The organism is Stenotrophomonas sp. GSD10, from assembly GCF_056172695.1.
The window spans coordinates 3,126,473-3,153,012 of record NZ_JAOCMC010000002.1 but is presented as its reverse complement, the minus strand read 5'-3'; the positions used below and the strand labels follow the sequence as shown (position 1 = coordinate 3,153,012).

19 protein-coding genes, 1 tRNA gene and 3 pseudogenes are annotated in these 26,540 nt (G+C 67.8%); 9 read left to right on the top strand and 14 right to left on the bottom strand.

The features are described from left to right. The first annotated feature begins 190 nt into the window (after nt 1–190). Both queE and queC read left to right on the top strand, forming a co-directional pair. Entirely contained in the window at nt 191–892 is a 702-nt protein-coding gene (gene queE, locus N4G47_RS14840) for a 7-carboxy-7-deazaguanine synthase QueE (protein ID WP_271262346.1), read from the top strand. A 78-nt stretch (nt 893–970) separates the two neighbouring features. Then, on the top strand, nt 971–1,636 hold the full coding sequence (gene queC, locus N4G47_RS14835; protein ID WP_475288126.1) for a 7-cyano-7-deazaguanine synthase QueC: 666 nt from the start codon (nt 971–973) through the stop codon (nt 1,634–1,636). A 64-nt stretch (nt 1,637–1,700) separates the two neighbouring features. On the opposite strand, the gene N4G47_RS14830 is transcribed toward queC, so the two are convergent. Further along, the gene (locus N4G47_RS14830) at nt 1,701–2,696 is read right to left on the bottom strand and encodes a DUF2268 domain-containing putative Zn-dependent protease (RefSeq protein ID WP_475288122.1); all 996 of its coding nucleotides are present in this window, start codon (nt 2,694–2,696) and stop codon (nt 1,701–1,703) included. Nucleotides 2,697–2,864: 168 nt separating this feature from the next. Between N4G47_RS14830 and N4G47_RS14825 the strand changes: the two genes are divergently transcribed. Next, nucleotides 2,865–2,940 (top strand) — tRNA-Lys (locus tag N4G47_RS14825). Between the two features lie 104 nt (nt 2,941–3,044). Here the strand turns inward: N4G47_RS14825 and N4G47_RS14820 are convergent. From N4G47_RS14820 to N4G47_RS14810, 3 genes are all read right to left on the bottom strand, one after another. Then, complete coding sequence (locus tag N4G47_RS14820; protein ID WP_286069546.1) at nt 3,045–3,395, bottom strand: helix-turn-helix domain-containing protein; 351 nt, start codon at nt 3,393–3,395, stop codon at nt 3,045–3,047. Further along, complete coding sequence (locus N4G47_RS14815) at nt 3,392–3,733, bottom strand: type II toxin-antitoxin system RelE/ParE family toxin (protein ID WP_475288117.1); 342 nt, start codon at nt 3,731–3,733, stop codon at nt 3,392–3,394. The genes N4G47_RS14820 and N4G47_RS14815 overlap by 4 nt, the downstream gene beginning before the upstream one ends. Nucleotides 3,734–3,853: 120 nt before the next feature. Further along, the gene (locus tag N4G47_RS14810; RefSeq protein ID WP_475288115.1) at nt 3,854–4,210 is read right to left on the bottom strand and encodes a hypothetical protein; all 357 of its coding nucleotides are present in this window, start codon (nt 4,208–4,210) and stop codon (nt 3,854–3,856) included. 732 nt (nt 4,211–4,942) lie between these two features. On the opposite strand from N4G47_RS14810, the gene N4G47_RS14805 reads away from it, so the two are divergent. After that, nucleotides 4,943–5,794 (top strand): alpha/beta hydrolase, encoded by an 852-nt coding sequence (locus tag N4G47_RS14805; protein WP_475288113.1) that lies wholly within the window; start codon nt 4,943–4,945, stop codon nt 5,792–5,794. A gap of 86 nt (nt 5,795–5,880) precedes the next feature. Beyond that, nucleotides 5,881–6,819 (top strand): alpha/beta hydrolase, encoded by a 939-nt coding sequence (locus tag N4G47_RS14800; RefSeq protein ID WP_475288110.1) that lies wholly within the window; start codon nt 5,881–5,883, stop codon nt 6,817–6,819. 37 nt (nt 6,820–6,856) lie between these two features. On the opposite strand, the gene N4G47_RS14795 is transcribed toward N4G47_RS14800, so the two are convergent. Both N4G47_RS14795 and N4G47_RS14790 read right to left on the bottom strand, forming a co-directional pair. Next, on the bottom strand, nt 6,857–7,279 hold the full coding sequence (locus tag N4G47_RS14795) for a response regulator (protein WP_057496965.1): 423 nt from the start codon (nt 7,277–7,279) through the stop codon (nt 6,857–6,859). A gap of 91 nt (nt 7,280–7,370) precedes the next feature. Continuing rightward, nucleotides 7,371–8,128: pseudogene (locus N4G47_RS14790) on the bottom strand (CPBP family glutamic-type intramembrane protease). Between the two features lie 150 nt (nt 8,129–8,278). Between N4G47_RS14790 and N4G47_RS14785 the strand changes: the two are divergent. Next, a complete protein-coding gene (locus tag N4G47_RS14785; RefSeq protein ID WP_475288107.1) occupies nt 8,279–8,647 on the top strand; it encodes a TFIIB-type zinc ribbon-containing protein in 369 nt (122 codons plus the stop codon). A 114-nt stretch (nt 8,648–8,761) separates the two neighbouring features. Here N4G47_RS14785 and N4G47_RS14780 read toward each other — a convergent pair whose 3' ends face one another. The 6 genes and pseudogenes from N4G47_RS14780 to N4G47_RS14755 all read right to left on the bottom strand — a co-directional run bounded on the left by N4G47_RS14780 (nt 8,762) and on the right by N4G47_RS14755 (nt 15,745). Further along, nucleotides 8,762–9,274 (bottom strand): N-acetyltransferase family protein, encoded by a 513-nt coding sequence (locus N4G47_RS14780; protein ID WP_475288106.1) that lies wholly within the window; start codon nt 9,272–9,274, stop codon nt 8,762–8,764. Between the two features lie 81 nt (nt 9,275–9,355). Next, nucleotides 9,356–10,335, bottom strand: a pseudogene (locus N4G47_RS14775) (copper resistance protein B). Beyond that, on the bottom strand, nt 10,332–12,077 hold the full coding sequence (locus tag N4G47_RS14770) for a copper resistance system multicopper oxidase (protein WP_475288104.1): 1,746 nt from the start codon (nt 12,075–12,077) through the stop codon (nt 10,332–10,334). The pseudogene N4G47_RS14775 and the gene N4G47_RS14770 overlap by 4 nt, the downstream one beginning before the upstream one ends. 113 nt (nt 12,078–12,190) lie before the next feature. Continuing rightward, entirely contained in the window at nt 12,191–12,574 is a 384-nt protein-coding gene (locus tag N4G47_RS14765) for a CopL family metal-binding regulatory protein (protein ID WP_475288102.1), read from the bottom strand. Nucleotides 12,575–12,753: 179 nt separating this feature from the next. Next, nucleotides 12,754–14,559, bottom strand: a complete 1,806-nt coding sequence (gene recQ, locus N4G47_RS14760; protein ID WP_475288100.1) for a DNA helicase RecQ — start codon at nt 14,557–14,559, stop codon at nt 12,754–12,756. 637 nt (nt 14,560–15,196) lie between these two features. Further along, nucleotides 15,197–15,745, bottom strand: coding sequence for a Dps family protein (locus N4G47_RS14755; protein WP_006439098.1), 549 nt, complete (start codon nt 15,743–15,745; stop codon nt 15,197–15,199). Nucleotides 15,746–15,831: 86 nt separating this feature from the next. Between N4G47_RS14755 and hrpA the strand changes: the two genes are divergently transcribed. Further along, the gene (hrpA, locus tag N4G47_RS14750) at nt 15,832–19,914 is read left to right on the top strand and encodes an ATP-dependent RNA helicase HrpA (protein ID WP_475288098.1); all 4,083 of its coding nucleotides are present in this window, start codon (nt 15,832–15,834) and stop codon (nt 19,912–19,914) included. A gap of 50 nt (nt 19,915–19,964) precedes the next feature. Here the strand turns inward: hrpA and N4G47_RS14745 are convergent, their stop codons facing one another. Then, a complete protein-coding gene (locus tag N4G47_RS14745) occupies nt 19,965–20,489 on the bottom strand; it encodes a hypothetical protein (protein ID WP_475288096.1) in 525 nt (174 codons plus the stop codon). Nucleotides 20,490–20,619: 130 nt separating this feature from the next. Between N4G47_RS14745 and N4G47_RS14740 the strand changes: the two genes are divergently transcribed. Both N4G47_RS14740 and N4G47_RS14735 read left to right on the top strand, forming a co-directional pair. Then, nucleotides 20,620–22,776, top strand: a complete 2,157-nt coding sequence (locus N4G47_RS14740; RefSeq protein WP_475288093.1) for a RelA/SpoT family protein — start codon at nt 20,620–20,622, stop codon at nt 22,774–22,776. A gap of 30 nt (nt 22,777–22,806) precedes the next feature. Continuing rightward, nucleotides 22,807–24,370: pseudogene (locus N4G47_RS14735) on the top strand (hypothetical protein). On the opposite strand, the gene N4G47_RS14730 reads toward N4G47_RS14735, so the two are convergent. Continuing rightward, on the bottom strand, nt 24,367–26,466 hold the full coding sequence (locus N4G47_RS14730) for a glycosyltransferase (RefSeq protein WP_475288089.1): 2,100 nt from the start codon (nt 26,464–26,466) through the stop codon (nt 24,367–24,369). The pseudogene N4G47_RS14735 and the gene N4G47_RS14730 sit on opposite strands and share 4 nt — an antisense overlap. Nucleotides 26,467–26,540 lie beyond the last annotated feature (74 nt).

The following is a 26,540-nucleotide window of genomic DNA, read 5'->3' as shown; positions in this document are numbered from 1 at the left end:
ACAATACGTGTCCTGTAGAGCCGAGCCCACGCTCGGCTGCTTTCGTTTCCGGAACGGCAAACCCGCCCGGATCCGGCAGCGCCGGGCCATGCCCGTCCGCCTGCTGCTGTAGAGCCGAGCCATGCTCGGCTGCGTTCGTTACCGGCCACGGTAGCCCACCTGCCACGTGTCCCATCAAGAAGTGCCCGCCATGACCGCCGTTACCCCGTCCAACGCCGTCGCCACCCCCAGCGACATCGTGCAATCGCCGCTGCCGCGCCTGAAGATCACCGAGATCTTCACCTCGCTGCAGGGCGAAGCCGATACCGCCGGCTGGCCGACCGTGTTCGTGCGCCTGACCGGCTGCCCGCTGCGCTGCCAGTACTGCGACACCGCCTATGCCTTCCACGGCGGCACCTGGTGGGATATCGACGACATCGTGGCCGAGGTGCTGGCCCAGGGCGTGCGCCACGTCTGCGTGACCGGCGGCGAGCCGCTGGCGCAGAAGCGCTGCCTGGTGCTGCTGCAGAAGCTGTGCGATGCCGGCATGGACGTCTCGCTGGAGACCTCCGGCGCACTGGACGTCAGCGCGGTCGATCCGCGCGTATCGCGCGTGGTCGACATCAAGACCCCGGGTTCGGCCGAAGTGGCGCGCAACCGCTGGGACAACCTGCCGCTGCTGACCGCCCGCGACCAGATCAAGTTCGTCATCTGCAGCCGCGAAGATTACGACTGGGCCAAGGCCCTGCTGGCCGAGCACGATCTGGTCAAGCGCTGCACGGTGTTCTTCTCGCCCAGCAAGGGCGAGATCACCGCGCGCCAGCTGGCCGACTGGATCGTCGAAGACCGCCTGCCGGTGCGCTTCCAGATGCAGTTGCATAAAATCCTGTGGAACGACGAGCCGGGCCGATGAGCCCAGGCAACGTTCCCTGATGTAACTCCGGCGCGGGACAGCGTGCTGGCTTTCCCCTCCCAACCGGATGTTTTACCCATGAAGAAGGCAGTTGTGCTTCTCTCCGGCGGCATGGATTCAGCCGCCGTCATCGCCATGGCCCAGGAACAGGGCTTCGCCGTGCATGCCCTGAGCGTGCGCTATGGCCAGCGCCACACCTCCGAACTGGATGCCGCCGCCCGCGTGGCCAAGGCCCAGGGCGTGGTCGCGCACAAGACCGTGGACGTGGACCTGCGCAGCATCGGCGGCTCGGCGCTGACCGACGACATCGACGTGCCCGAGGCCGGCGGTGCCGGCATCCCGGTCACCTACGTGCCGGCGCGCAACACCATCATGCTGTCGCTGGCGCTGGGCTGGGCCGAAGTGCTCGGTGCCAACGACATCTTCTGCGGCGTCAACGCCGTGGATTACTCCGGCTACCCGGACTGCCGCCCCGAGTTCGTGGCCGCGTTCCAGGCGCTGGCCAACCTGGCCACCAAATCCGGCGTGGAAGGGGCGGGCATCAAGGTGCATGCCCCGCTGCAGTTCCTCAGCAAGGGCCAGATCGTCAGCGAAGGCGTGCGCCTGGGCGTGAACTTCGGCCTGACCGTGTCCTGCTACAACGCCGACGCCAACGGCGCCGCCTGCGGCCACTGCGATGCCTGCCGCCTGCGCGCGCAGGGCTTCACCGAAGCCGGCGTGCCGGACCCCACGCTGTACGCCTGAGGTGATGGGGCTGATGCCCCCGATGGTGGGTGCGAACCGTTGGTTCGCACTCTCTGTCCCGGCGTTACCGGCGGATGGAGTCTGGTAGTGCCGGCCGCTGGCCGGCAGCCTCATCAGGCAACCACCCCGACGCCTCGATGAAGGCCCGCACCGACTTCGGATCGGCATAGTCCAACTCGATCATCCGCGCGATCCCCGCCTTTTCATCCTTCTGCCGCCGCATGTACTCCTGCGCGATGCGATACCCGGCGTAGTACCCCACATCACTCACCCCGAACGGATTGCGGGCGCTGTTGTACAGCCAGTTGTCGAGGTTGTCCCCGTCCATCTCGGCAATGAAGCGCGTGCGGATTTCCGCCTCGTGCGCCGGCCCGTAGACATAAAGCGGCAACGCCGGCCGACGCCCGCTCAACCGCTCGGCCACAAACTCGGCCACACCCTCGCGCACCACGTACTGCGCCAGGCTGCCGGTGGTCTCGCGCTGCTGCGTGTGCACGTACTCGTGCAGGTTGTTCTGCGCGTTGTTCGCACCCGGCCGGCTGTCGTAGAAGATCCGCAGGCGGTCGCGCATCTTCTCCGGCAGCTCGCTCACGTCCACGCGCTCGTCGCCCAGCGCCATCTCCGCGCCAATCAGCACCTTGTCGCCCAGCGTGGTGCCACCGGTGCGCAGCACGCCCACCGCATAGGTGATGGTGGCCGGGCGCAGGGCAGGGTAGAGCGCGCGGAAGGCAGACAGATCGCGCTCCAGTGACGCGCTGGCCTGCTGCGCGTTGGCGGTGAGCGGTCGTACCGAGGTCCAGAAGCGCGGCCAGGCCTGCATGGCCTCGGCGTACTCGCGGGCGGTGTAGCGGCGCACCTGCATCAGTGCATGCAGGCCGGGGCTGCCCGGATCGATGTAGCGCTGCTGGACCAGCGCCACCCGGCGCTCGGCATCAGGCTCGGCGCGCACCGCGTCAAAGGTGGCCCAGAAGCGGGCAATGTCGTCGGTGACGACCTGGGACGGGGCGGCCAGGGCCGCACAGGGCAGTAGGGCGGCAAGCAGGCTGACGATCAGACGCATCCATGGCTCCGGGGAAGGATCACAGATGGGATGCACCAGTGGCCCGAAAGGTTTAAGCCCGCTGGTCGTGCCGGCCGCTGGCCGGCATCCTCGACACACCGGGGTTTCACGCGACCGGCCAAAGTAGGGTAGAATGCCCACCCCGCCGAAAGGCTGGGGCAGTGCAATGGGCCGTTAGCTCAGTCGGTAGAGCAGAAGACTTTTAATCTTTTGGTCGAAGGTTCGAATCCTTCACGGCCCACCATTGCACTCAAGGACACCAGCGCCCATTGGGCGCTTTTTTTGCTCCGCAGAACACCGGTTGCTGCGCAATGCAACGCAACCGGGTGAACCGCAGGGGCGCAGCATTCACGCCACGTGGTTCTTTGGCCCGGCGCTCTTCTTCTTTCGCGTCGAGGGCCCTGCGGCCTTGGGCGCCACCAGATCCACCTTGATTCGATAACCCAACGCCGTAGCCGTCCGGCTGAGCGTATCGAGCGTGAGACCGGTATCGGCTTCATCCAATACTCGATCCAGCTGCGAGCGACTGGTATGCATGCGCTTGGCCAATGTTGCCTTGCTGATGTTGACGGCCTTCATCGCCTCGGCCACCTGCCAGGCAATCACGCGCTTGACCGCCAATGATGCCGACTCCTGCAGCAGGCCTTCAGACTCAAGGAAGTCATCAAAGCTTGATCCAACGTGTTTGTTCTTGCTCATCTGATTACCTCATTCCGGCGCTTCCTGGCCAGTTCCAGGTCTGACGTGGGCGTCTTCTGTGATTTCTTCACGAACCCGTGCAACAGCACCATGTCCCGCTGTACGGTCGTGAACATGACGCGTGCGATGCCCTCAGGGATTGAACTTCGAATCTCCCACAACCGGTCATCCATCTTTCGCACCAGTGGCATACCCAAGGGCCAACCCAGCTGAACGGTCTTGATGTCTCCGCCGATAGCTTTGCGGGCGTCGGCGGAAACCTCCTCCTTCAGCCAGACCCGGACCGGCTCATCGGCCGCGGATGACCGGTAGAACTTCACATTCAGGATCGCTTCCATGCGCATACCTGTGGACCTCGCGTTGCTGGCTTGGCAGCAACGGAATGAGTGTACCAATGTGTACATAAATTTGTACATATCCCGGGCAATCCACTGGGGCTGGCGCCACTGCCGGTGCACTTACTCCGGCCGGACATCCCGGCACACCAGTTCCGCCAGCCCGCGGCAGGCGAAGAACAGCCCTTCAACCACGCCGGCATCCAGATGCCGGTCCGGTGTGGCCATTGCCCGGCAGCGGTCGGCGGCGTGCAGCATTTCCGCCACGGTCAGCATGCCGATGGCGGCCCGTTCCACCCGCGACAGGGCAACGCCGCGCCCTGCGGAAACGCTGGTTTCAGGCCAGGGCAGGCCATCGGCCCCTTCGCCCGCGCGGATGCGTTTGAGGCAGCCCAGAAAGGTGCTCAGTTCGGGCGAAGGGTTGTCGTCGTCATCGTGGATGCTGGCGGCGTATAAAGCATAGGGCGGACGGTCGGTCATCTCGGCTTCCTCGGCTCTGGAGTGGGTGTGCCACCGCGCAGGGCGGGTGGCGGGCGATGCGTGGCTGCAAGCCGGGAAGACAGTAAGCAGTTAACCGGCGGATCCGAAGATCCCCACGCACCGCCCGCCATGAAGGCCGACGGATCACCCGCCGGCATGGTCCAGAGACAATGCCGACGGGTAAGCGCAAACAACATGCTTACAGTCTTCACAGGCTTGCAGGCCCGCTGCCACCCGTTGTCGGTGGCGCTGCATGGTGATTACGCCTGCGCCTGGAGCTCAATGAGGATTTTCCGAAGAACGATCCGGAATCCAGACACGCGAAAAGGGTGGCGCAGGCCTCGCTGGCGTAGCAAGCGACAGTGCGCGACGCATGTGCTCATGCGCTTAGTCAATCGCGTTGGAGAATGTCGGAAACTGCTGGCGATGGTGAGTTTGCCGTGATGTGGCATGTGGGAAATGGGCTCCACTTTCTTCAGTCGAGGTGGCTCGGAACAGCGGTTCATGCGCTAAAAAATCGGTGAATTTGCGACAGCGGAGGTGTTGTAGAGCCGAGCGCTGCTCGGCTGCGATTTGCGCGGTCGTCCAAGCCGCGCGTGGACTCGGCTCTACCGTGATCCATCCGCGCTTGGCGTGGATCTACGCATTTCGCAGGGGTGGTGAGCGTGCCGAAGCCGCCAATGCCTGCGGCAGGGCGGTATCCTCGGCATCTTTCCCAGGATGGGTTTTCCCATGCGCCTCATCGTGCTGTCGCTGTTGTTGTCCGCCGTCTCCGCTACGCCGTTGATGGCCGCCGAACCGGCGCCGTCCGCACAATCAGCGGCCGCAACCCCGCTGGTGATCGGCGAAACCTTCACCCTCGAATCGAAGGCGCTGGGCGAGACCCGCCGCATCAATGTCTACCGCCCGCAGCCGTGGGGCCTGGACCCGAAGGCGCCGCTGCCGGTGCTCTACATGCCCGACGGCGGCATCGGCGAGGACTTCCTGCACGTGGCCGGGCTGGTGCAGGTGCTGAGTGGCAATGGCAGCATGCGCCCGTTCCTGCTGGTCGGCATCGAAAACACCGAGCGCCGCCGCGACATGACCGGCCCCAGCAAGGACCCGCAGGACCAGAAGATCGCGCCGCGCATCGGTGGTTCGGCGGCTTACCGCACCTTCCTGCGCGATGAACTGATGCCGCAGGTGCGCCAGCGCTACCCGACTACCGACGAGCGCGCGCTGATCGGTGAATCGCTGGCCGGCCTGTTCGTGGTGGAAACGCTGCTGCAGGAGCCGACGCTGTTCAACAGTTACATCGCGCTGGACCCGAGCCTGTGGTGGAACCGGGGCACGATGCTGGGCGCTGCGGCCAAGCAGCTGCCGGCGGTGACGCGTGCGCAGCCGCGCGTGTTCCTGGCCAGCAGCGGGCAGCCACAGCTGGCTGCTTCTGCCGCGCAGCTGGCGGCCGTGCTGCAACAGGCGTCGCCGTCGCCGCTGGTGAAATACCTGCCGCTGCCGGAGGAAACCCACGCCACGATCTATCACCCGGCCGCGTTGCAGGCGCTGCGCACGCTGTTCCCGGCGCCGCCGCCGGCCTCGCCGTAAGCCGAGGGATTGGCGTGCAGCCGCATGCCATGTGAGGATGCGGCAGCGGCGCCATCCGGTGCGCCGCCCGTAACGGGAGCGTGTGGATGCAGCGTGTGCGTGGATGGAGCGTGGCGGCCTGCCTGGCCGTGAGTGGCTGTGCGATGTCGGTGGCGCCACCGGCAGCGCAGAGTGAAGCGAAGGAGAGCCCGGCCGCCGCTGTGTCGGGCGTGGTGCTGCCGGATACCGAAGCGCTGCGCGTGCACGATCCGGTCGGCCGCGATTATCCGGTCTGGGTGGCACTGCCGGCCGACTACGCCGCACATCCGGAAAAGCACTATCCGGTGCTGTACGTGACCGACGCGCTGTACAGCTTCCCGCTGGTGCGCAGCGTGCGCAACCTGGTGGGGCAGAAGGGCGTCAACCTGGAGGATTTCATCCTGGTCGGGCTGCCGCCGCAGGAAGGCCTGACCTCCAAGCAGAGCCGCTCACGCGATTACACGCCCAGCGACCCGGCGCGTACCGATCCGCGTGACTACAGCGATGACGTCAGCTACGGCGGCGCGGCGCATTACCGCGATTTCCTCGCCGAACAGGTGCTGCCGATGATTGATGCGCGTTACCGCACTGATCCGGCGCGGCGCGCCTATGCGGGTCATTCGTATGGCGGCCTGTTCGGCGCCTATGTGCTGACCACGCGCCCGGACATGTTCCGCACCTACATCCTGTCCAGTCCATCGCTGTGGTTCGACGACCATCGGGTGCCGCGCATGCAGGCCGAGGCCAAGGCGCCGGCGCAGCCGATTACGGTGGTGCTGTCAGTGGGCAGCTTTGAAACGGTCAAGCCCGAACCGCGTTACTTCACCCGCAACGACATGCTGCGCCACAACGCCGAATTCGCCGAGCAGCTGCGCAGCAGCGGGCGATCGTTGAAGGTGGAGAACATGGTGATCGATGACGAGGATCACTTCACGGTCTACCCGGACATGATCACCCGCGCGCTGCTGAAGGTGTTTCCGGGTACCGGGCCGTACAGCAGCGGTTGATCGTGGGTGCCATCCACGCCATGCGTGGATGAAGGCCTCAGGCCGCCTGTGCGTCCGGCCCGGTCAACACGCCCACATCGGCGTGCCGGAAGCACAGCCGGATGGCATCGAGCAGTTCGCTCATGTTGTACGGCTTGGGCAGGAAATGGATGCCATCGCGCAGCTGCGGCAGCACCTGGTGCTGGTCCATGCCCGAGGTCACCAGGATCGGCAGGTGCGGGTACAGCCCGCGCACCTGGTTGGCAGCTTCAATGCCACTGATCGCGCCCAGATTGACGTCGGTGAACAGCAGGTCGAAACGCTCACCGGCGGCCAGCAGGCCCAGTGCCGCTTCGGCCGAGCTCACGCCCACCACGTGGCAGGCCTGGCTTTCCAGCGCAAGACGGCTCAGCTCGCGGGTTTCCTCGGCGTCCTCGATCAGCAGGACGCGGGGTTCAACGTGGCGCTTGGACAGCAACATGACGCTACAGCTCCGGAAAGCAGCAATGAAAAGGCGCGCAAGTATGCGCAAGCCGGGGTGAGCCCGGCGTGCACGCCAGGCTAAGTGGGCGTTACAGCGGGCGCTGGCGTACCTGCCAGGCCAGCACCGCCACTGCCAGCAGGGCAGTGCCGATACGCAGGCTGGTGGCCTGCCAACCGAGCGCGACGGCGTTATCGAGGCTGAATACATTCCACGCTAGGTTCATCGATACGTGCAGCACCAGGCCGCACCACAGGGTGTCGCCGTCCAGGTGGTCGAGCCAGGCGAAGATGAATCCCCCAGCGCGATCACCGCGCCGACGAACAGCGCGGTACCGCCGCCGTCGAAGCCGCCGAAGCCCAGCCAGTGCACCCAGCCGAACAGCAGCGCCTGCGGCAGCGCCAGCAGCGGCCACGGGCCACGCATGAGCTTCACCAGCAGCACGAAGCCGAGGCCGCGGAACAGCACTTCCTCGGCCAGCGGGAACAGCACGGCGAGCATCGTTGCATCCAGGGTGGTCAGTGCGGTGTTGGGCGTGCCCAGCACCGCCAGGCCCAGCCAGCAGGGCAGGCTGGCCAGCAGCACCCACATCGGGCCGCGCCAGCCGTTTCCGCGCAGCCCCAGGCTGGCCATCAGGCCCATCCCACGGGGGCGCAGCAGTGCGGCCAGCAGCAGCGCCAGCAGCACGGCCAGTGCGTTGTCCAGCAGGCTGCCGCCGTAGGGCATGGGCAAGGCGGGAATCGGCGCGCCTGCGGCCGCAGCGACATCGCGCAGATTCAGGCCCAGGCCGACGCCGAGCAGCACCAGCAGCAGGCGCGCGGCGGTGGGCAGGCGGGACAGGACGGTCATGCACGCACTCCCTGCGGAACCAGCGTGCAGTGTGGAAGGCGGCCGGGGACGCTGGCACGCGCCGGAAGTCCCTGTGCCATCGGTCATGTGTTGCCGCACAGTCATCCGTGGGCAGGTAGAGTCGTTGCCAGACCTTCAGGAGCCATGCCCATGCTGTGCCCCGTGTGCAAGACCCAGACCCTGCAGATGGCCGAGCGCCATGGCATCGAGATCGATTATTGCCCCGGCTGCCGTGGCGTGTGGCTGGACCGTGGCGAGCTGGACAAGATCATCGAACGCGCGGGTGCCGGCACCGGTGCTGCGGTGCCGCCGCCCGCCCCTGTGCAGGCACAGCCGGCCGCTGCGCCGCCGCCGCCCGCCCCTGTGCAGGCACAGCCGGCCGCTGCGCCGCCGCCGGTGATGCATCGCGATACCCGTCACCTGGGACAGCGCTACGAGGACAACCGTGGCCAGCAGTACGGCCATGGGTACAAGAAAAAGAAGAAGGACAGCTTCCTGTCGGAGCTGTTTGATTTCTAGGCGCGTCGCTTTTGTAGAGTCGAGCTTGCTCGACTGTTGGTAACAGGCAGTCGAGCATGGCTCGACTCTACAACGGCTGGAGAGCAGTCGAGCAAGCTCGACTCTACGGCGCGGTTACGGGCGGCGCAGTATGAACTCACGGTCGTGGGTGTCGCCGACGATGAAGTCGTACTCGCCTACCTTGCTGCAGCCGTAGCGCGCGTAGAAGCGCTGCGCACCGAAGTTCTCTTCCCATACGCCCACCCACAGGGTGCGGCGCTGCGGCTGGTCCAACCAGTCCATGAACGCCTGCATCATGCGCGCGCCGTGGCCGCCGCTCTGGTGTGTGGCCAGGATGTAGAACCGCTTCAGTTCGATATCGCCTTCGCGCGCCTCGGCATGCGGCAGGGTGTTGGCACCGGCGGCCAGGTAGCCGACCACGTTGTCGCCGTCCAACAGCAGCCAGATCGCACTGCGCGGGTCGGACAGCTCGGCGCGCTGCGGTTCGCGGCTGTAGTGCGCCTGCAGGAAATCCTGCAGTTCCTGCGGCGGATACGAGTCGCCCCAGGTTTCGTTGTAGGTGGTAATGGCAATGGCCGACAGTGCGTCGACGTCGGCAAGGGTGGCGCGGCGGATCTGCAGCGACATGGCGGGGCCTGCAATGGAACGAGGCGCAGTGTAGCCGGCCCCGGCGTTTGCCGGGGCTGGCGGTTGCTCACGATCCGCTGCTCAGAACCACATCCGCACGCCGGCCACCCAGCGCGTGTCACGGGCGTGGTCACCGGCATAGTCGGCGGTGTCGCCGAAACTGCGTTCGTGGCTGATGCCGATGTACGGCGCGAAGCGGCGGCTGAACTCATAGCGCAGGCGCAGCCCGGCTTCGACCTTGTTCAGGCCGCGGCCGATGCCGTACTCCGGTTCATCCTTGGCCGCTACCGTCGCTTCCAGCAGCGGCTGCAGGATCAGCCGGTTGGTCAGCAGCACGTCGTACTCGACTTCAGCCTTGGCCAGCACCTGGCCGCCGGAGCCCATGTACAGCGTGGCCGAGCTTTCGAACTTGTACGGCGCAAGGCCCTGGATGCCGATTGCCGCCCATGTGCGTGAGTCGGCGGGGCGGAAGTCCTGGCGTACACCGACCAGCACGTCCCACCACGGCGACACGCTGCGGCCATACAGGGCTTCAACCGCCGATGACTCGGTGCGGCCCTTGCTGCGTTCGCCATCGGTGCGCAGCCACAGGCGGTTGATGTTGCCGCCGATCCAGCCGGTGGCTTCCCAGGCCTGGCCGTTGCTGCTTTTGCCGTCCCAGTGTTCGAGGCGGTCGATCAGCAGCAGGCTGTTGATCTCCGGCGCGTGCTCCATCGCACCGTGGGCGATGGGCGGGAAGGCGGCGGCGCGGTCGGCATCGGTGGGCACCGGGATCGGCTCGCGCGGTTCGGTCGGCGCGGGCGTGCCGTGACCCATGGCGGCGTGGTCCATCGTGGAATGGTCCATCGTCGCCGGCTGCATCGCGCCATGGTCCATCTTCGAGTGATCCATGGTCGAGTGATCCATCTTCGAATGATCGACCGGTTCGGTCGCGGTCGTCGCAGTCTTCGCCGGCGCGTCCATCGTGCCCATGTCATGCCCGGCATGCGATTGCGCGAACACCGGCAGTGCGGTGGCCAGGCCCAGCGCCAGCAGGCTGGGGAAAGCAGTGAGCGGCTCATTCTTCGATCCTCACTTCGCGCATCATGCCCGCTTCCATGTGGTACAGCAGATGGCAGTGGTAAGCCCAACGGCCGAGTGCATCGGCGCGCACGCGGTAGCTGCGGCGGGTGCCGGGCGGCATGTCGATGGTGTGCTTGCGGACCTGGAATTCCTCCTGTGCGTTTTCCAGATCGCTCCACACGCCGTGCAGGTGGATCGGGTGCTGCATCATGGTGTCGTTGACCAGCACGATGCGCATGCGCTCGCCGTAGTTCAGCCGTAGTGGTTCGGCGCTGGCAAACGGAATGCCGTCGAACGACCAGGAGAATTTCTCCATGTGACCGGTCAGGTGCAACTCGACTTCGCGGCTGGGCTCACGACCATCCGGGTCTTCGAACAGGCTGCGCATCGCGCCATAGGTCAGCACCTGGCGGCCGTTGTCGCGCAGGCCGATGCCGGGGTCGTCCAGCTTCGGTTCGGTGGCCGAACTCTGCATATCCACCAGCGGGTTGTTGCGCTCGCTGGCCGGATGCTTCGGTGCCTTGCTGGCGGTAGTGCCGCCGCCATGTGCGCTGTGGTCCATGCCCATCATCGCGGACATGTCGTGCCCCGCATGTCCGCCGCCCATGTCATGCCCCATATCGCTCATCGTCAGCAGCGGGCGCGGGTCGCGCGCGGGGATCGGTGCCTGCAGGCCGTGGCGTACCGCCAGCGTGCCGGCGGCAAAGCCGGTGCGGCCCATGTCCTGGCAGAAAATGGTGAACGCGTCCTGCCCGGTTGGTTCGACCAGCACGTCGTAGGTTTCGGCCGGGGCGATGCGGAATTCGTCAATGCTGACCGGATGGATGTACTGGCCGTCGGCGGCGACCACGGTCATCTTCAGGCCGGGAATACGCACGTCGAAGTAGGTCATGGAGGCACCGTTGATGAAGCGCAGCAGCACCTTCTCGCCGCTGCGGAACAGCCCGGTCCAGTTGCCGGCCGGGGCGGTGCCGTTCATCAGGTAGGTGTAGGTGTGCGCATTGATGTCGGAGATATCGGTGGGCGTCATCCGCATCCGGCCCCACATGCCACGGTCGGACAGCGCGGCCGACCAGCCGTCGCGCTTCACGTCACGCAGGAAGTCGGGCAGGGTGCGCTTGTAGTAGTTGTCGTGCTCGGCGAGCTTCTTCATGCGCCGGAACAGCGCGCCCGGATCCATGTCGGTCCAGTCGGACAGCATGATCACGTGCTCGCGGTCGTGGTGGTACGGCGCCGGTTCGGCCGGGTCGATGATCAGCGCGCCATACAGGCCGGCCTGCTCCTGGAACATCGAGTGGCTGTGGTACCAGTAGGTGCCCGACTGCTTGAGGTCGAAGTGGTAATGGTAGGTTTCGCCGGGGCCGATGCCGTTGAAACTCAGGCCGGGCACCCCGTCCATGTTGGCCGGCAGCAGGATGCCGTGCCAGTGGATCGAGGTCGGGTGGCGGTCCAGCGTGTTGCGCACGAACAGATCCACCGTCTGGCCTTCGCGCCAGCGCAGGATCGGCGCGGGCAGCGAGCCGTTGACGGTGATCGCCGGACGGGTGCGGCCGGTGAAGTTGGCCAGCGATTCGCCGATGGCCAGTTCGATGCGGGTATCACTGAGCACGGCCGGGGCGCCGGCCAGGCGTGGGGTGGCGCGGGCGGCGGCCAGCGCGCGCTGCGGCACGCCGACGGCAGCGATGCCGGCAACCACGCCACCGGCGGCCAGGCCCTGTACGAACAGGCGGCGCGACGGCATGGGCAGGGCGCCCGGGCCGGGGGATTACGGGTATTCATGAGGATGACTCCAGACACGGAAAGACGCCGGCAGGTCGCCGGCTCCGGTGCGCAGCGCGCACGCTGCGTGGGGAATCAGCCGATGGGAGGGCGTGAGATCGGCGGCAGTGGCGGCGCCGGGCGGCCATTGGCCGGCATCGGCTGCGGTGCCAGCGACAGGCCGGGACCGGCCAGGTACGGCAACGGCTGCACCACCAGCAGCGGGTGCTGGGCGCAACTGCGCACGCAGTCCTTGATCTGGCAGTGGGCGTCGTGGGCCGGGGCCTTGGCCTGCGGCGCTTCCCCGGCCTGCATGCCGGCGTGGTGGTGGCAGTCGGCATCGCCGCCTTCAACCGTGGTGGCCATGGCATGGGCCATCCGCCCCATGTCCTCATGACCGCTGGCCATGGCCGCGTTCAGCCCGTTGAGCAACAGGCTGAGCATGAGCACGACACGGAGCAGGGTCGAGGCGAGGGACATGGCGTCAATTTAGCCGCAAGCGGGCGCGGATGCACCTCTTGCTGAATGGCGTGTTCAAGGTTGGACCCGCACCAGGGTGGGGTCTGTAGAGTCGAGCTTGCTCGACTGCTCCTGGCGTGAAACCAACGGCAGTCGAGCAAGCTCGACTCTACGAAGGGCATCGCTACGTTCGCCCGGCGCTAGCCCTCTTCGCGCACGATCTCCACCAGGCGCGGGCCGTAGCGGCTCAGCTTGGTGCCGCCGATGCCACCGACCCGGGCCAGTTCGTCCAGGCTGGTCGGGCGCTGTTCGGCGATGTTGCGCAGGGTGCTGTCGTGGAAGATCACGAACGCCGGGACGTTCTGCTCGCGTGCCAGCTCGGCGCGCAGGCCGCGCAGGGCGTTGAACAGGGCCAGGTCCTGCGGCAGCACCGACAGGCCGGTGCGCTGCGCACTGCGCTCGCGCCCGGTGCTGCTGCTGGCCGGATCGCGGCGCATGCTGATCTGCCGGCGGCCGGTGAGCACGGCGCGGCTGGCATCGGTCAGGCGCAGGCCACCGTGGCCCTCGCTATCCACTTCCAGCAGGCTGGCGGCCACCAGCTGCCGGAACACGCTGCGCCAGGTGCGTGCATCCAGGTCGCGGCCGATGGCATAGGTGCTCAGCTTGTCGTGGCCCTGCTGCTTGATCTTCTCGTTCTCGCTGCCGCGCAGGATGTCGATCAGGTGGCCGACGCCGAAGCGCTGGCCACTGCGGTAGACGCAGCTCAGCGCCTTCTGCGCCGCAATGGTGGCATCCCACGAAGCTGGCGGGGTCAGGCAGTTGTCGCAGTTGCCGCAGGGCTGGGGATAGGTCTCGCCGAAGCCGGCCAGCAGCACCTGGCGACGGCACTGCATGGATTCGCAGTAGCCCAGCAGGTGGTCGAGCTTGGCCCGCTCCAGCTGCTTGCGTTCTTCGCCGGCCTCGGACTGCTCGATCATCTGCTTGAGCAGCACCACATCGCCCAGGCCGTAGCACAGCCAGGCTTCGGCGGCTTCGCCATCACGGCCGGCGCGGCCGGTCTCCTGGTAGTAGCCTTCCATCGACTTGGGCAGGTCGGTATGCGCGACGAAGCGCACGTCCGGCTTGTCGATGCCCATGCCGAAGGCGATGGTGGCGCACATCACGATGCCGTCCTCGCGCAGGAAGCGGCGCTGGTTGTTGGCGCGCACCTCCGGCGGCAGGCCGGCGTGGTAGGGCAGGGCATTGAAACCCTGGCCGCACAGGAACTCGGCGGTTTCCTCCACCTTGCGCCGTGACATGCAGTAGACGATGCCGGCCTCGCCACGGTGGCCGCGCAGGAAATCGGTCAGCTGCTTGCGCGCGTTGTCCTTCTGCACCACGGTGTAGCGGATGTTGGGGCGGTCGAAGGAGCTGACGAAGTGGCGGGCTTCCTGCAGGTCGAGGCGCTCGGCGATCTCGCGCTGGGTCGGCGGATCGGCGGTCGCGGTCAGCGCGATGCGTGGAATCTGCGGCCAGCGCTCGTGCAGCACGGTCAGCTGGCGGTACTCGGGGCGGAAATCGTGGCCCCACTGCGACACGCAGTGTGCTTCGTCGATGGCGAACAGGGCGATGTGGCTGCGCGACAGCAGCGACAGGAAGCGACCGGTCAGCAGCCGCTCGGGGGCGACATAGAGCATGTCCAGCTCGCCGGCGAGCAGTTCGCGCTCGACGCGGCCGGCGGTCTCGGCATCCAGGGTGGAATTCAGGTATTCGGCACGCACGCCGAGCTGGCGCAGGGCTTCGACCTGGTCCTGCATCAGCGCGATCAGCGGCGAGATGACGATGCCACAACCGTCACGCAGCAGGGCCGGCACCTGGTAGCAGAGCGACTTGCCGCCGCCGGTGGGCATCAGCACCAGGGCATCGTGGCCGGCAGCCACATGCTCCACGATGTCCTGCTGGGGACCACGGAAATCGTCGTAACCAAAGACGCGTTGGAGCAGGTCGTGCGCGGGACGGGAAGCCATCCGGCTAGTTTACCCCGGCGGCGGAGTCGGCAGGGCTGCGCCCTGCACCTGCAGAAGCCTTCAGGCCAGAGCAACGTCAAAGGCAACAGCCGGCTCTGGGGTGCCTGCTGGTTGGGCGGGGCGGTGTGGCCTTGCAGGACACGCCGTAAACCCATCCATGGGGGCTCGATGGCGCCATCCATGGCGCCAACGGTCCTGCAAGCCCACGCCGCCCCGCCCCCGACAGTTTCCCGGTAACGGTGGGTCCATCCACGCCATGCGTGGATGAAATCTGTCAGATATCGACAATCAAAATGGGGTCAGATCCGTTCTCCTGCGGAAAACGGATCTGACCCCAGGCTTTGCCGGCAGATCGCGGAAAACTGTCGAAGGCGGGGTGGGTCCGGTTGAGGGGGTGTGAGCCGCATGGATGCGGCGACCAAGCCCCCATGGGTGAGGGCGCTTTGCTTGCGAAGCACTGCTTCGCAAGCGCCCGAACGCCCAGCCGCCGGCGGCTGGGCCGGACCCCGGAGGGGGTTTACGGCGTCCCCCTCAACCGGACCCACCCCGCCATCCCTCAGGAAACCCGCCTTTGACTTTGACGTTGACGTTGATTCGGCAGGTGCAGGGCTGCAAGCCCTGCCGAGCCCCCAAACCCTTACTGGAGCAGCGAGCGCAGCATCCAGGCGTACTTCTCGTGGGTCTGCAGGCGCTGGGTCATCAGGTCCTCGGTCGGGGCGTCGTCACCCTTGGCGGCCACGTCCAGCACTTCACGCGCCGTACGGCAGACCGCTTCGTTGGCGACCACCAACTGGCGTACCATTTCCCGCCAGTCCGCACTGTCGGTCAGGCCCGGTTCCTCGGCGATCGAGGTCAGCGCAGCGAATTCCCGGTAGGAGCCCGGGGCATTGAAGCCCAGCGCGCGGATGCGCTCGGCCACGTCGTCCAGTGCCGCCCACTGCTCGGTGTATTGCGTCTCGAACATGGTGTGCAGCGAGTTGAACATCGACCCGGTCACATTCCAGTGGAAGTTGTGCGTCTTCAGGTAGAGCGTGAACGCATCAGCCTGGAAGCGCGACAGACCGTCGGCGATCTTCTTGCGGTCGCCCTGGGTGATCCCGATATCGATGTTCGGTGCCGACGGTGCCGCCGCCGCAAGCTTCTGCTTGCCGGTCTTGGCCTTGGTCGTGCTCTTGGTCTTCGCCATGGGGTTCCTCCTTGTGGAATCGTTGGCCTTCACAATAAACCGGTCGTGATGACTGGTCGCTTTCAAAGTTTTGAACGAACCGATTGATGAACTCTATCGATAAAAATCCATCGCCCCGCCTGCGCCAGCAGCGCGCCGCCATCGACGGCGCCATGAGCCGCGACCGGGGCCGTTTGCTGGGGATGCTCTCGCGGTGCCAGGCCAAGCCACAGGATGCGGCGCTGGCCGCCACCTTCGAGCAGGCCTTGCAGGCGTCGGTGCAGCGCCGGCAGGTGCGGGCGCAACAGCAGCCGGCCATTACTCTGGACCCGCAGCTGCCGATTGCGCGTGAAGCCGACGCGATCATCGAGCTGATCCGCGATCATCAGGTGGTGGTGATCGCCGGTGAAACCGGCTCGGGCAAGACCACCCAGCTGCCGAAACTGTGCCTGGCCGCCGGTCGCGGCCAGGCCGGCATGATTGGCTGCACCCAGCCGCGACGGATTGCCGCACGTGCGGTGGCCAGCCGCGTGGCGCAGGAACTGCACAGCGAACTGGGCCAGCTGGTCGGCTACCAGGTGCGCTTCAACGACAAGGTCAGCGACGACAGCCGCATCAAGTTCATGACCGACGGCATCCTGCTGGCGGAGATCGCCAGTGACCGCTGGCTGTCGAACTACGACACGATCATCGTCGACGAGGCGCACGAACGCAGCCTCAACATCGATTTCCTGCTGGGTTACCTGAAGCAGCTGCTGCGCAAGCGCCCGGACCTGAAGCTGATCGTCACCTCGGCCACCATCGACACCGAACGCTTTGCCCAGCATTTCGACAATGCACCGGTGATCAGCGTCGAAGGCCGCACCTTCCCGGTGGAGGTGCGTTACCGCGCGCTGGAAGGCGAGGGCGAAGACCAGGGCGAACGCACCGTCAACGACGCCATCGTGTCGGCCATCGATGAAATCACCCGCCTGGATGCGCGTGGCGATGTGCTGATCTTCCTGCCCGGCGAGCGTGAGATCCGCGATGCGCACCAGTCGCTGGAGCGCCGCAAGTACCGCAACACCGAGGTGCTGCCGCTGTACGCGCGGTTGTCCAACCAGGACCAGGACCGGGTGTTCAATCCGGGCCCGAACCGGCGCATCGTGCTGGCCACCAACGTGGCCGAAACCTCGCTGACGGTGCCGCGCATCCGCTATGTGGTCGATCCGGGTTTCGCCCGCGTCAAGCGCTACAGCCCGCGCAACAAGCTGGACCGACTGCACATCGAACCGATCTCGCAGGCCAGCGCCAACCAGCGCAAGGGCCGCTGCGGCCGTATTGCCGAAGGCATCTGCTACCGCCTGTACGCCGAAGCCGATTTCCAGGCGCGGCCGGAATTCACCGATCCGGAAATCCGCCGTTCCAGCCTGGCCGGGGTGATCCTGCGCATGCTGCAGCTGGGCCTGGGCCGCATCGAGGACTTCCCGTTCCTGGAGGCGCCGGATGAGCGCGCGGTGGCCGATGGCTGGCAGCAGTTGACCGAACTGGGCGCGATCGATGCCGAGCGGCGCATGACCGCCATCGGCAAGCAGATGGCACGCCTGCCGGTGGACGTGAAACTGGCGCGCATGCTGGTGGCCGCACAGGCCGCCGGCTGCCTGCGGCCGATGCTGGTGATCGCCTCGTTCCTGGGCATCCAGGACCCGCGCGAACGCCCGCCCGAGGCGCGCGGTGCGGCCGACAGCGCGCATGCGCAGTTCGCCGATGGCCGCTCCGAATTCGTGGGTGTGCTGCGCTTGTGGGATGCCTATCGGCAGGCCCACGAAGACCTGACCCAATCGAAGCTGCGTGACTGGTGCGGCCGTCATTTCCTGGGCTTCCTGCGCATGCGCGAATGGCGCGAGCTGCACCGCCAGCTGCGCCTGCTGTGCGAGGAGCTGGGCTGGAAGGAGGAAACCAGCGAGGCCTCGATGGCGCCTTTGCTGGCCGGCAGCAGTGCGCCGGCCGTGGCGCGTGATGACGCGGCCGCAGTGAAGGCCACCCGTGGCCAACTGCACCGCGCTGCGCGCCTGGCCCGCGAAGGCAAGGCCGAGGCCGCGCCAGCGCCGCTGGCCGTGCGTGCACAGATGGAACAGGCGCCCGCCGGCGGCGGTTTCAGCGAGCGCGTGCGCGCTGCCGCCTACCAGACCCTGCACCGGGCGCTGGTGGCGGGCCTGCCCACGCAGATCGGCCACCGCACCGAGAAAGGTGATTTCCAGGCACCACGCCAGCGCCGCTTCCTGCCGTTCCCGGGTTCGGCGCTGTCCAAGCGGCCGCCGCCGTGGCTGCTGGCGGCCAATCTGCTGGATACGCAGAAAGTGTGGGGCATGACCCTGGCCGCGATCGAGCCGGACTGGGTGATTGCCGAACTGCCGCACCTGCTGCTGCGCAAGCACTTCGACCCGCACTGGTCGCGCGCGCAGGGCCAGGTGCTGGCGTCGGAGCAGATCAGCCTGTTCGGGCTGGTGCTGGCGCCGAAGAAGCCGGTGCACTACGGCCGCATCGAGCCGGTGGAGGCCCACGACATCTTCGTGCGCCAGGCCCTGGTAACCGGCGAGATCAATACCCGCGCCAGCTTCGTGGTCGACAACCAGAAGGTGCTGGAGGTCGCACGCGAGGAAGAAGCCAAGCTGCGCCGGGCCGGTATCGTCGCCGATGACAACTGGCAGGCCCGCTGGTACCTGGACCGGGTGCCGCCGCAGATCCATTCGGCCGCAGGCCTGGATACGTGGTGGAAGACACTGGCGCCGGAACAGCGCAAGGCCCTGCACTGGAGCCTGGCCGATCTGCTGCCCGGCGAGGGCAGCGAGCAGGAGCGTTACCCGAAGTACCTGGCGCTGGGCCAGGCGCGGTTGCCGCTGCACTACCGTTTCGAGCCGGGCGCCGACGACGATGGCGTGACCCTGGATGTGCCGCTGCACCTGCTCAACGCGTTGGACCCGGTGCAGCTGGGCTGGCTGGCGCCGGGCTTCGTGGCCGACAAGGCCTCGGCCCTGATCCGCAGCCTGCCCAAGGCGATGCGCCGCAACTATGTGCCGGCGCCGGACTTCGCGCGAGCCTTCTTCGAAGCGTTCCCGCAGCCCAGCGCCGATGCCATCACCGGCGAACTGGCGCGCTTCCTGTCACGGGCCACCGGCGCCACTGTGGCGGCCACCGACTTCGAGCCGGAGTCGATCGAACCGCACCTGCACATGAACCTGCGCCTGCGCGACGAACAGGGCAAGGTGCTGGCGACCTCGCGCGAACTCGATGCCCTGCGCGCGAAATTCGGTGGCCGTGCCGGCGATGCCTTCGCCGCACGTGCCGGGCGCGAGATGGCGGCCGATGGGCTGCGCAGCTTCCCGGCCACGCCGATTCCGTTGCAGGTGCCCGGCGAAGCGGGCGTGCCGGCCTATCCGGCCTTGCTGGACGAGGGCGACAGCGTGGCGCTGCGCATCTTCGCCGACCGCCAGCAGGCGCAGGAGGCTCATCCGCTGGGCGTGCGCCGCCTGCTGGAAATCGCCCTGGCCGAGAAGGTCAAGCAGGCCCGCAAGCAGTTGCCGGTCGGCGCCAAGACCGGCCTGTTGTACGCGGCGATCGAATCGCAGGAACGCCTGCGCGGTGACCTGGTCGATGCGGCCATGAACGCCGTGCTGGCCGAGGGGCTGGAAGACATCCGCGAGGCGGCGGCCTTCGAGCAGCGTCGCGAGCATGCCGCCAAGGCCCTGTTCGGCGAGGCGATGTCGCGGCTGAAGCTGGCCGAGAGCATCCTGGCGCTGGTGGCCGAACTCAAGCCGATGCTGGAAGCGCCGTTGATGGGCTGGGCGCGCGGCAACCTGGACGACATGGAAGCGCAGCTGGCCGGGCTGATCCACCCCGGCTTCCTGCGTGACACCCCGGCCGACGCGTTGGCGCAGTACCCGCGCTATCTGAAGGCGATGATCCTGCGCACCGAACGCGCCAAGCGTGACCCGCCGCGCGACCAGGCGCGCATGCTGGAACTGCATCCGTTCCTGGAGGCGCTGCAGGTAGGCGAACAGCAGGGGTTGCGCGAGCGGCCGCAGTGGCAGGCGCTGCGCTGGGACCTGGAAGAACTGCGCGTTTCGCTGTTCGCCCAGGAACTGGGTGCGCGTACCGGCATCTCGGCGAAGAAACTGGCGCAGCGGGTGGCGGCACTGCGCCAGGCGTGATTCCGGGGGAGCGCCGGGCCCATGCCCGGCGCTACCGGAAAGCGGTGGCGTTACTTGGCGCGGCGCACCTTCGGCTGCACGTTCACGCCGTCCACTTTCATGTACCACACGCCGATCAGGCCCGGGCGCATGCTCACTTTCGGCGCCTGCCTGGCGCTGCCGGAGAACTGGGTGGCGTCCACCTGCTCCCATTCCTGCCCGTTCTGCAGCACGTAGCGACGGCCCTTTGCGAACCCGCGGAACTCGCCCTGCAGCGTGCTTTCGATCGGCTCGTCGCTGCCGAAGTCGAAGAAGCCGCGGTTTTTCTTGATCACTTCCTGGCGGCCTTCCTCGCGCGCGGTGGCGACGGCCTGGGTCGTGGCGGCCTGCACCTTGCCCTGCAGCCAGCGGTTGAGCGAGGCCAGTTCGGCGGCACTGAGCTTGTCCAGGCCGGCGGCCTGGAACTCGGCCGGCGACATCTGCTGCTGCAGGTCGCCTTCCACCGTGCGCTGCGCCAGTGCCGGCGCGGACAGGGACAGCAGCACGGCGGCACAGGCCAGCAGCCGTGGGCGGACGCGCGGGGCAATCGAAGGCATGGCGGGTCTCTCCTGGGTGTGTTGGCGAGTGTAGCGGCATGTCTTCATGCCGGGTGATGGTGGCCGCGGTGATTGTCCCTGAACGGCGCCGGCGCTAGTGTAGGGGTCTCTGTCTTGCCTGCTCGATGCTGTGAACCGCGCTTCCGTCCCCGGCCTGGATGCCTTGTTGAACCGTCCCTCGGCAGCGGTGCTGCCTGCTCCGCTGCGCCAGGCCCTGCGCGAGCACTGGGAAGCGCCGGAATGCGACCCGCAGATGCGTGCCAGCTGGTCGGTGCTGGGTGACACCCTCGATGCGCTGGCGATGCTGTCGGCCGACGAAGGCGCGGTGGTGGCCGCACTGCTGTTCGATCTGCCCGGCCTGCGTGCCAGCCTGGAACAGTTGCCGCTGGGCGCACACAAGGCCGCCGTGGTGGGCCTGCTCGATGGCCAGGATGCGGCCGATCCGGTGTGGGCGCTGCACGCCGGGCGCGAAGCGGGACGCAACAGCGAAGGCCTGCGCCGGCTGTTGCTGGCGATCATCCGCGACCTGCGCGTGGTGCCGATCCTGCTGGCCCGGCAGCTGGCGCGCATGCGTGCGGCCGACAAGCTGGACGAGGAACAGCGCCGGGCGCTGGCCCAGCTCACCCGCGACATCCACGCGCCACTGGCCAACCGGCTGGGCATCTGGCAGCTGAAGTGGGAACTGGAAGACCTGGCCTTCCGCCATCTGGAACCGGAGACCTACCGGCGCATCGCGCGCGAGGTGGACGAAACCCGTATCGCCCGCGAGCGCTACGTCGAGAACGTCAAGAAGGTGCTGTCGCGCGAGCTGGTCGCACAGGGCATCAAGGCCGAAGTCAGTGGCCGCCCGAAGCACATCTACAGCATCTGGCGGAAGATGCAGAAGAAGCGGCTGGCGTTCGACCAGCTGTATGACATCCGCGCGGTGCGGGTGATGGTGGACGACGTTGCGTCCTGCTATGCCGCGCTGGGCGTGGTCCATGCGCTGTGGGCGCCGGTGCCGAGCGAGTTCGACGACTACATCGCGCGGCCCAAGGCCAATGACTACCGCTCGCTGCATACCGCCGTGGTCGGCCCGGAAGGGCGCACCATCGAAGTGCAGATCCGCACCCACGAGATGCACTCGCAGGCCGAGCTGGGCGTGGCCGCGCACTGGAAGTACAAGGAAGGCGGCAAGGGCGCGGAGAAGGCCTTCGATCGCAAGATCACCTGGATGCGCCAGCTGCTGGAGCAGGCCCAGGACGGGCAGGGCAACGAACTGGCCGGCGCGCTCGATGCCGAGCTGACCGAAGACCGCGTCTATGCGCTGAGCCCGAAGGATGAGGTGCTGGATCTGCCGCAGGGCGCCACCCCGCTCGATTTTGCCTACCAGGTGCACACCATGGTCGGCCACCGTTGCCGCGGGGCCAAGGTCAACGGCCGCATCGTGCCGCTGACCTATCGCCTGCGCAGCGGCGACCGCGTGGAGATCCTGACCGGCAAGGAGGCCGACCCGCGCCGCGACTGGCTGATGCCGGCGCTGGGCTTTCTGGCCAGCAACCGCTCGCGCGAGAAGGTACGCAGCTGGTTCCACAAGCTGGACCGCGCGCGCAACGTGCAGGCCGGGCGCGAGCTGCTGGAACGCGAACTCAAGCGGTTGGGGCTGCAGCACTCGGACCTGGCGTTGGCGGCGAAGAAATTCCATGCCGACAGCGTCGATGATCTGTACATCCAGGTGGCGCTGGGCGATACCGGCCCCAACCAGGTCAGCCGGGCGCTGCTGGAAGCAGAGCGTGCGGCCAGCCAACCGGCGCCCGCACCGACTCTGCCGCGTCCGACCGCGCGCCGCGAGAACCTGGGCAAGTCCAAGTTCACCGTGCAGGGCGTGGGCAATCTGCTGGTGCAGCTGGCGCGCTGCTGCCAGCCGGTGGCCGGCGAACCGATCGTCGGCTACCTGACCCGTAGCCGGGGTGTCACCGTGCACCGTGCAGACTGTGCCGCGCTGGCCCGCCTGGCGGCCACCAGCCCGCAGCGCATCCTGCCGGTGGAGTGGGGCCAGGCAGGCGGTGGCTACGAGGTGGACGTGGTGGTCGATGCGGTCGACCGCCGCTGGCTGCTGAAGGACATCACCAACCTGATCGCCCAGGAAGACGCCTACGTGCTCGATATCCACAGCGACAACGTGCGCAACAGCGGCCGGGCCCATCTGCGGCTGCGCCTGAAGGTGAGCGACTACGGCCAGTTGTCGACCCTGCTGGGCAAGCTGGATGCGCTGCCGGGTGTGAGCGAGGCGCGTCGCCTCGGCTGAGCTTCACGCTGCCCCGGCTACCCTGCACGCATGGAACGCGAGCCTCCGCATCGCCCGCATGGCGCTGAACATCCGGCGCTGGACCGCGTCCGCCGCGAAGGCCGTTGGTGGTGGCTGCAGGCACGCCATGCGCGCCGGGTCTGGCGCTGGGCGCTGGTCGCGGCGCTGGCGGTGTTCGTGTTGCTGGTGCTGCTGCGTGGGCCGCTGGCCGACTGGTTCTGGGATGAGCCACAGATTGAACAACTGCTGGCCGAGGGTGACCGTGCGCTGGCCGCAGGGCGCCTGAGCGAGGCCGATGGCAGTGGTGCGCGCGAGCGCTACCAGGCCGCGCTGGCGCTCGACGGTGATCGCCTGCAGGCGCGCCAGGGCCTGGCGCGTACCGGTGCGGCGGCGCTGCAACAGGCGCGTGACCGCCTGCTGCGTGACGACCTGGAAGGCAGCGCGCAGGCGCTGGCGTTGGCCCGCGAACTGCAGGTTCCGCAGGCAGAGGGCGACGACGTGGCGCGCCAGCTGCAGGCGCGGCGCAGTGCAGGCGTGGGTATCGGCGCATTGCTGGCGCAGGCGCGCAACGCCTTCGCGGCGGGCCGGCTGGATGACGGCGACAGCAGTGCGCTGCCCCTGTTCCAGCGCATCCTGGCTCTGCAACCGGACAACCTGCCGGCCCTGGAAGGGCGCGAGGACGCACTGAGCGATCTGCTGCAGCAGGCGCGCGCGCGCTGCGCGTGGGGCGCTGGCCGAGTCGGCGGCGATGCTGCTGCGCGCACGCCAGTTCGATGCCGGACATGCCGATCTGCCGGCCAGCCAGGAAGCGCTGGCACGGGCCGTGGACCAGCGGCTGCAGCAGGCACATCGCGCGCTGCGGCGGCAGCAGCTGGACGCGGCGGCCGAGGGGTTCCTGGCCGTGCTGGCGGCGGCACCGGACGATGCCAACGCCCAGCGCGGCCGCGAGCAGACGCTGCAGGCGGTGTTGGCGCGCAGCCAGACGCTGGCCAATGACTTCCAGTTCGAGGCCGCACAACGCGATGCGGCGCTGGCGGCGGCACTGGGTGCGTCCGCGGCGGCACAGCAGCAGCTGGCGCAGCGGCTGTCGCGCGCGCAGCAGGCCCAGCACGCATTGCAGCAGCCGCGCCTGGGCACTGCGCAGCGTGAGCGCCAGCTGCGCGACCACCTGCGCAGGATCGAGCGCGCCGAGGCCGCCGGTCAGTGGATCAGTCCTCCTGGCCACAGTGCATTCGATGCGCTGCGCGAGGCGCAGTCGCTGGCGCCCCGGGACGCTCGGGTGAAGGCCGCCGCCGCGCGGCTGCTGCCCGCCAGCCGCCGCTGCTACGACGACAACCTGCGGCAGAACCGCGTGCAGGCCGCCGGGGCCTGCCTGCAGGCCTGGCAGACCTTGTCGCCGACCGCCTCCGGTCTGCCCTCCGCGCGCCTGCGGCTGGCCCAGCGCTGGCTGGCAATCGGCAGCGAGCGGCTGGGCAGTGGTGATGTGACATTCGCGAGCCACGCCGCCGAACAGGCCCGCCAGCTGCAACCGGACCTGGCCGAGCTGCCCGCGTTCGAAGACCGCCTGCGCCGCGCCGGCGCACGCGCCGATTAGGCGAAGAACACCCGCTGTACGGTCGCCCGGGCCGCATCGAGCGAGAAATGCTCGGCCACGTTGGCCAAGCCGGCATCGGACAGCTGCTGCCACAGCTGCGGGTCCTGGTACAGGCGCACCACCGCCTCGGCGAAGCCGGCGGCATCGTCGGCCACCAGAACATCCTGGCCGGGATGCAGGTGCATGCCTTCGACCGCGCAGGTGGTGCCCACCACCGGTTGGCCGTGGGCCATGCTCAGATTGATCTTGCCCTTTACGCCGGCACCGAAACGCAGCGGCGCGATGGCGATGCGCGCGCCGTCCATGTAGGGCGTGATGTCCTCGACGAACCCGTGCATCTGCACGCCCGGCTGGCGCTCGGCCAGTGCCCGCAATGCCTCCGGCGCGGCTGCGCCGATGCAGTGCAGGCGCACCTCCGGCAGGCGCTCGCGGATGCGCCCGAACACCTCGCCGAGGAACCAGGTCATGCCGTCCAGGTTCGGCGGGTGGCGGAAACCGCCGACAAAGACCAGGTCGTGGCGCTGGTGGTAAGGCGCGCCGGCGCCGGCCACTTCGTGCAGGTTGGAGATCAGTTCCACGCGCACGCCGGGCGCATCGGCCTGCAGCTGCTCACGCTCGGCGGCGCTGACCAGTACGGTGATGTCGCACTGTTCCATGACCGCAAGCTCGCTGCTGCGCGTGCGCTCGGCCGCACGCAGCAGGGTGGCATCGCCGGCCACTTCGGCGCCGCGGCGTTCGCGCAGGTAATGCAGGTCGACGGTATCGAACACGGTGCGCGCCTGCGGGGCGTAACGCTTGAGCAGCGGCAGGCACTCGTGGGCCACGTGATGGCGCACCAGCAGGGCCACATCAAAGCGCGCGCCGTGGTTGCGCAGCCAGCCGGCCACACCGTCCAGGAAGGGGGCGTACCACACCTCCACGCCCATCCGCTGCAGCGCTTCGGTGGCGGCACCGGCATGCTCGCGCCGGGTCGGCACGAACACCACATGGGCACCGCCCTGCAGCAGCAGGCGGACCAGATTGACCTGGCGCAGCGAGCCGGAATCGCGGTCCGGCTGCGGGATTTCCTCGTCCAGGATCAGTACCTGGCGGCGGCCACGCAGCAGCAGTGCCGGCGAGGGCACTTCACCGACCGCCGGATGGCGGGCCAGTTCGGCCGCCCACTTGGCCGCGAAGATGGCCTGGTTGCGCACCTGGTAGGCCTTTACCCCGCTGCCGGTGTCGGTGCCATTGCTGGTGCCTTCGTCGTGGATCACCCGGCTGGCCGGCTGCACCAGCACCCGCAGGCCCTGTGCGCGCACGCTGAAGGCCAGATCGGTGTCTTCGTAGTAGGCCGGCCGGTAGCGGGTATCAAGGCCGCCCAGCTGTTGCCAGAGTGCACGCGGCAGCATCACGGCGGCACCGGAGCAGTAATCGACGTCGCGCAGGCTGGCAAAGCGCGGGTCGTCGGCGGCCTCGAAACGCCCGTAGCTCCAGCCGCTGCCGTCGGCGAAGATCACCCCGCCCGACTCCTGCAGGCGGCCGTCCGGGTACAGCAGCTGGCTGCCGACCAGGCCGGCGTCGGGCACGCTGCCGAAGGTGTCCAGCAGGGCATCCAGCCAGCCCGGCTGCGGCACCGTATCGTTGTTGAGCAGCACCACATAGCGGCCGCGTGCGCGCGACACACCGTCGTTGCAGGCGTCGATGAAACCGCCGTTGTGCGCGCGCACCTCGTAGCGCAGCCCGGTCACCTGCGGCATCCAGTGCGTGGTGGCATCGCTGCTGCCGTCATCCACGACCAGGATCTCGCACGCGGCGGCCGGCGGATGCGCCGCCAGCGCGCGCAGGCAGGCCAGGGTGTGCTCGACGTGGTTGTAGACCGGGATGATGATGCTCACCACCGGTGTTTCGCTGAACGGCACCGCGAACGGCGCAAACGCCTGGGCCGGTGGCAGGTACAGCGGCGTGCGCGGGGCGGGGACGGCGCGCTGGGTATGGACGCGGATCCGTTGCCAGGTCGCCCGCCAGCCACGGGTGCGCAGGCTGGCCAGACTGCGCCGGGCCAGGCCGCTCAGGCGGTTGATCAGGTATCGGATCTCGGCCAGGGACATCGCCATCCGGTTGCAACTCCAGCTTAAGCAGGGGAATCGGCGGGAATCCGCCAGCCGTAGTGGCTGGGGTAGACTCGCCA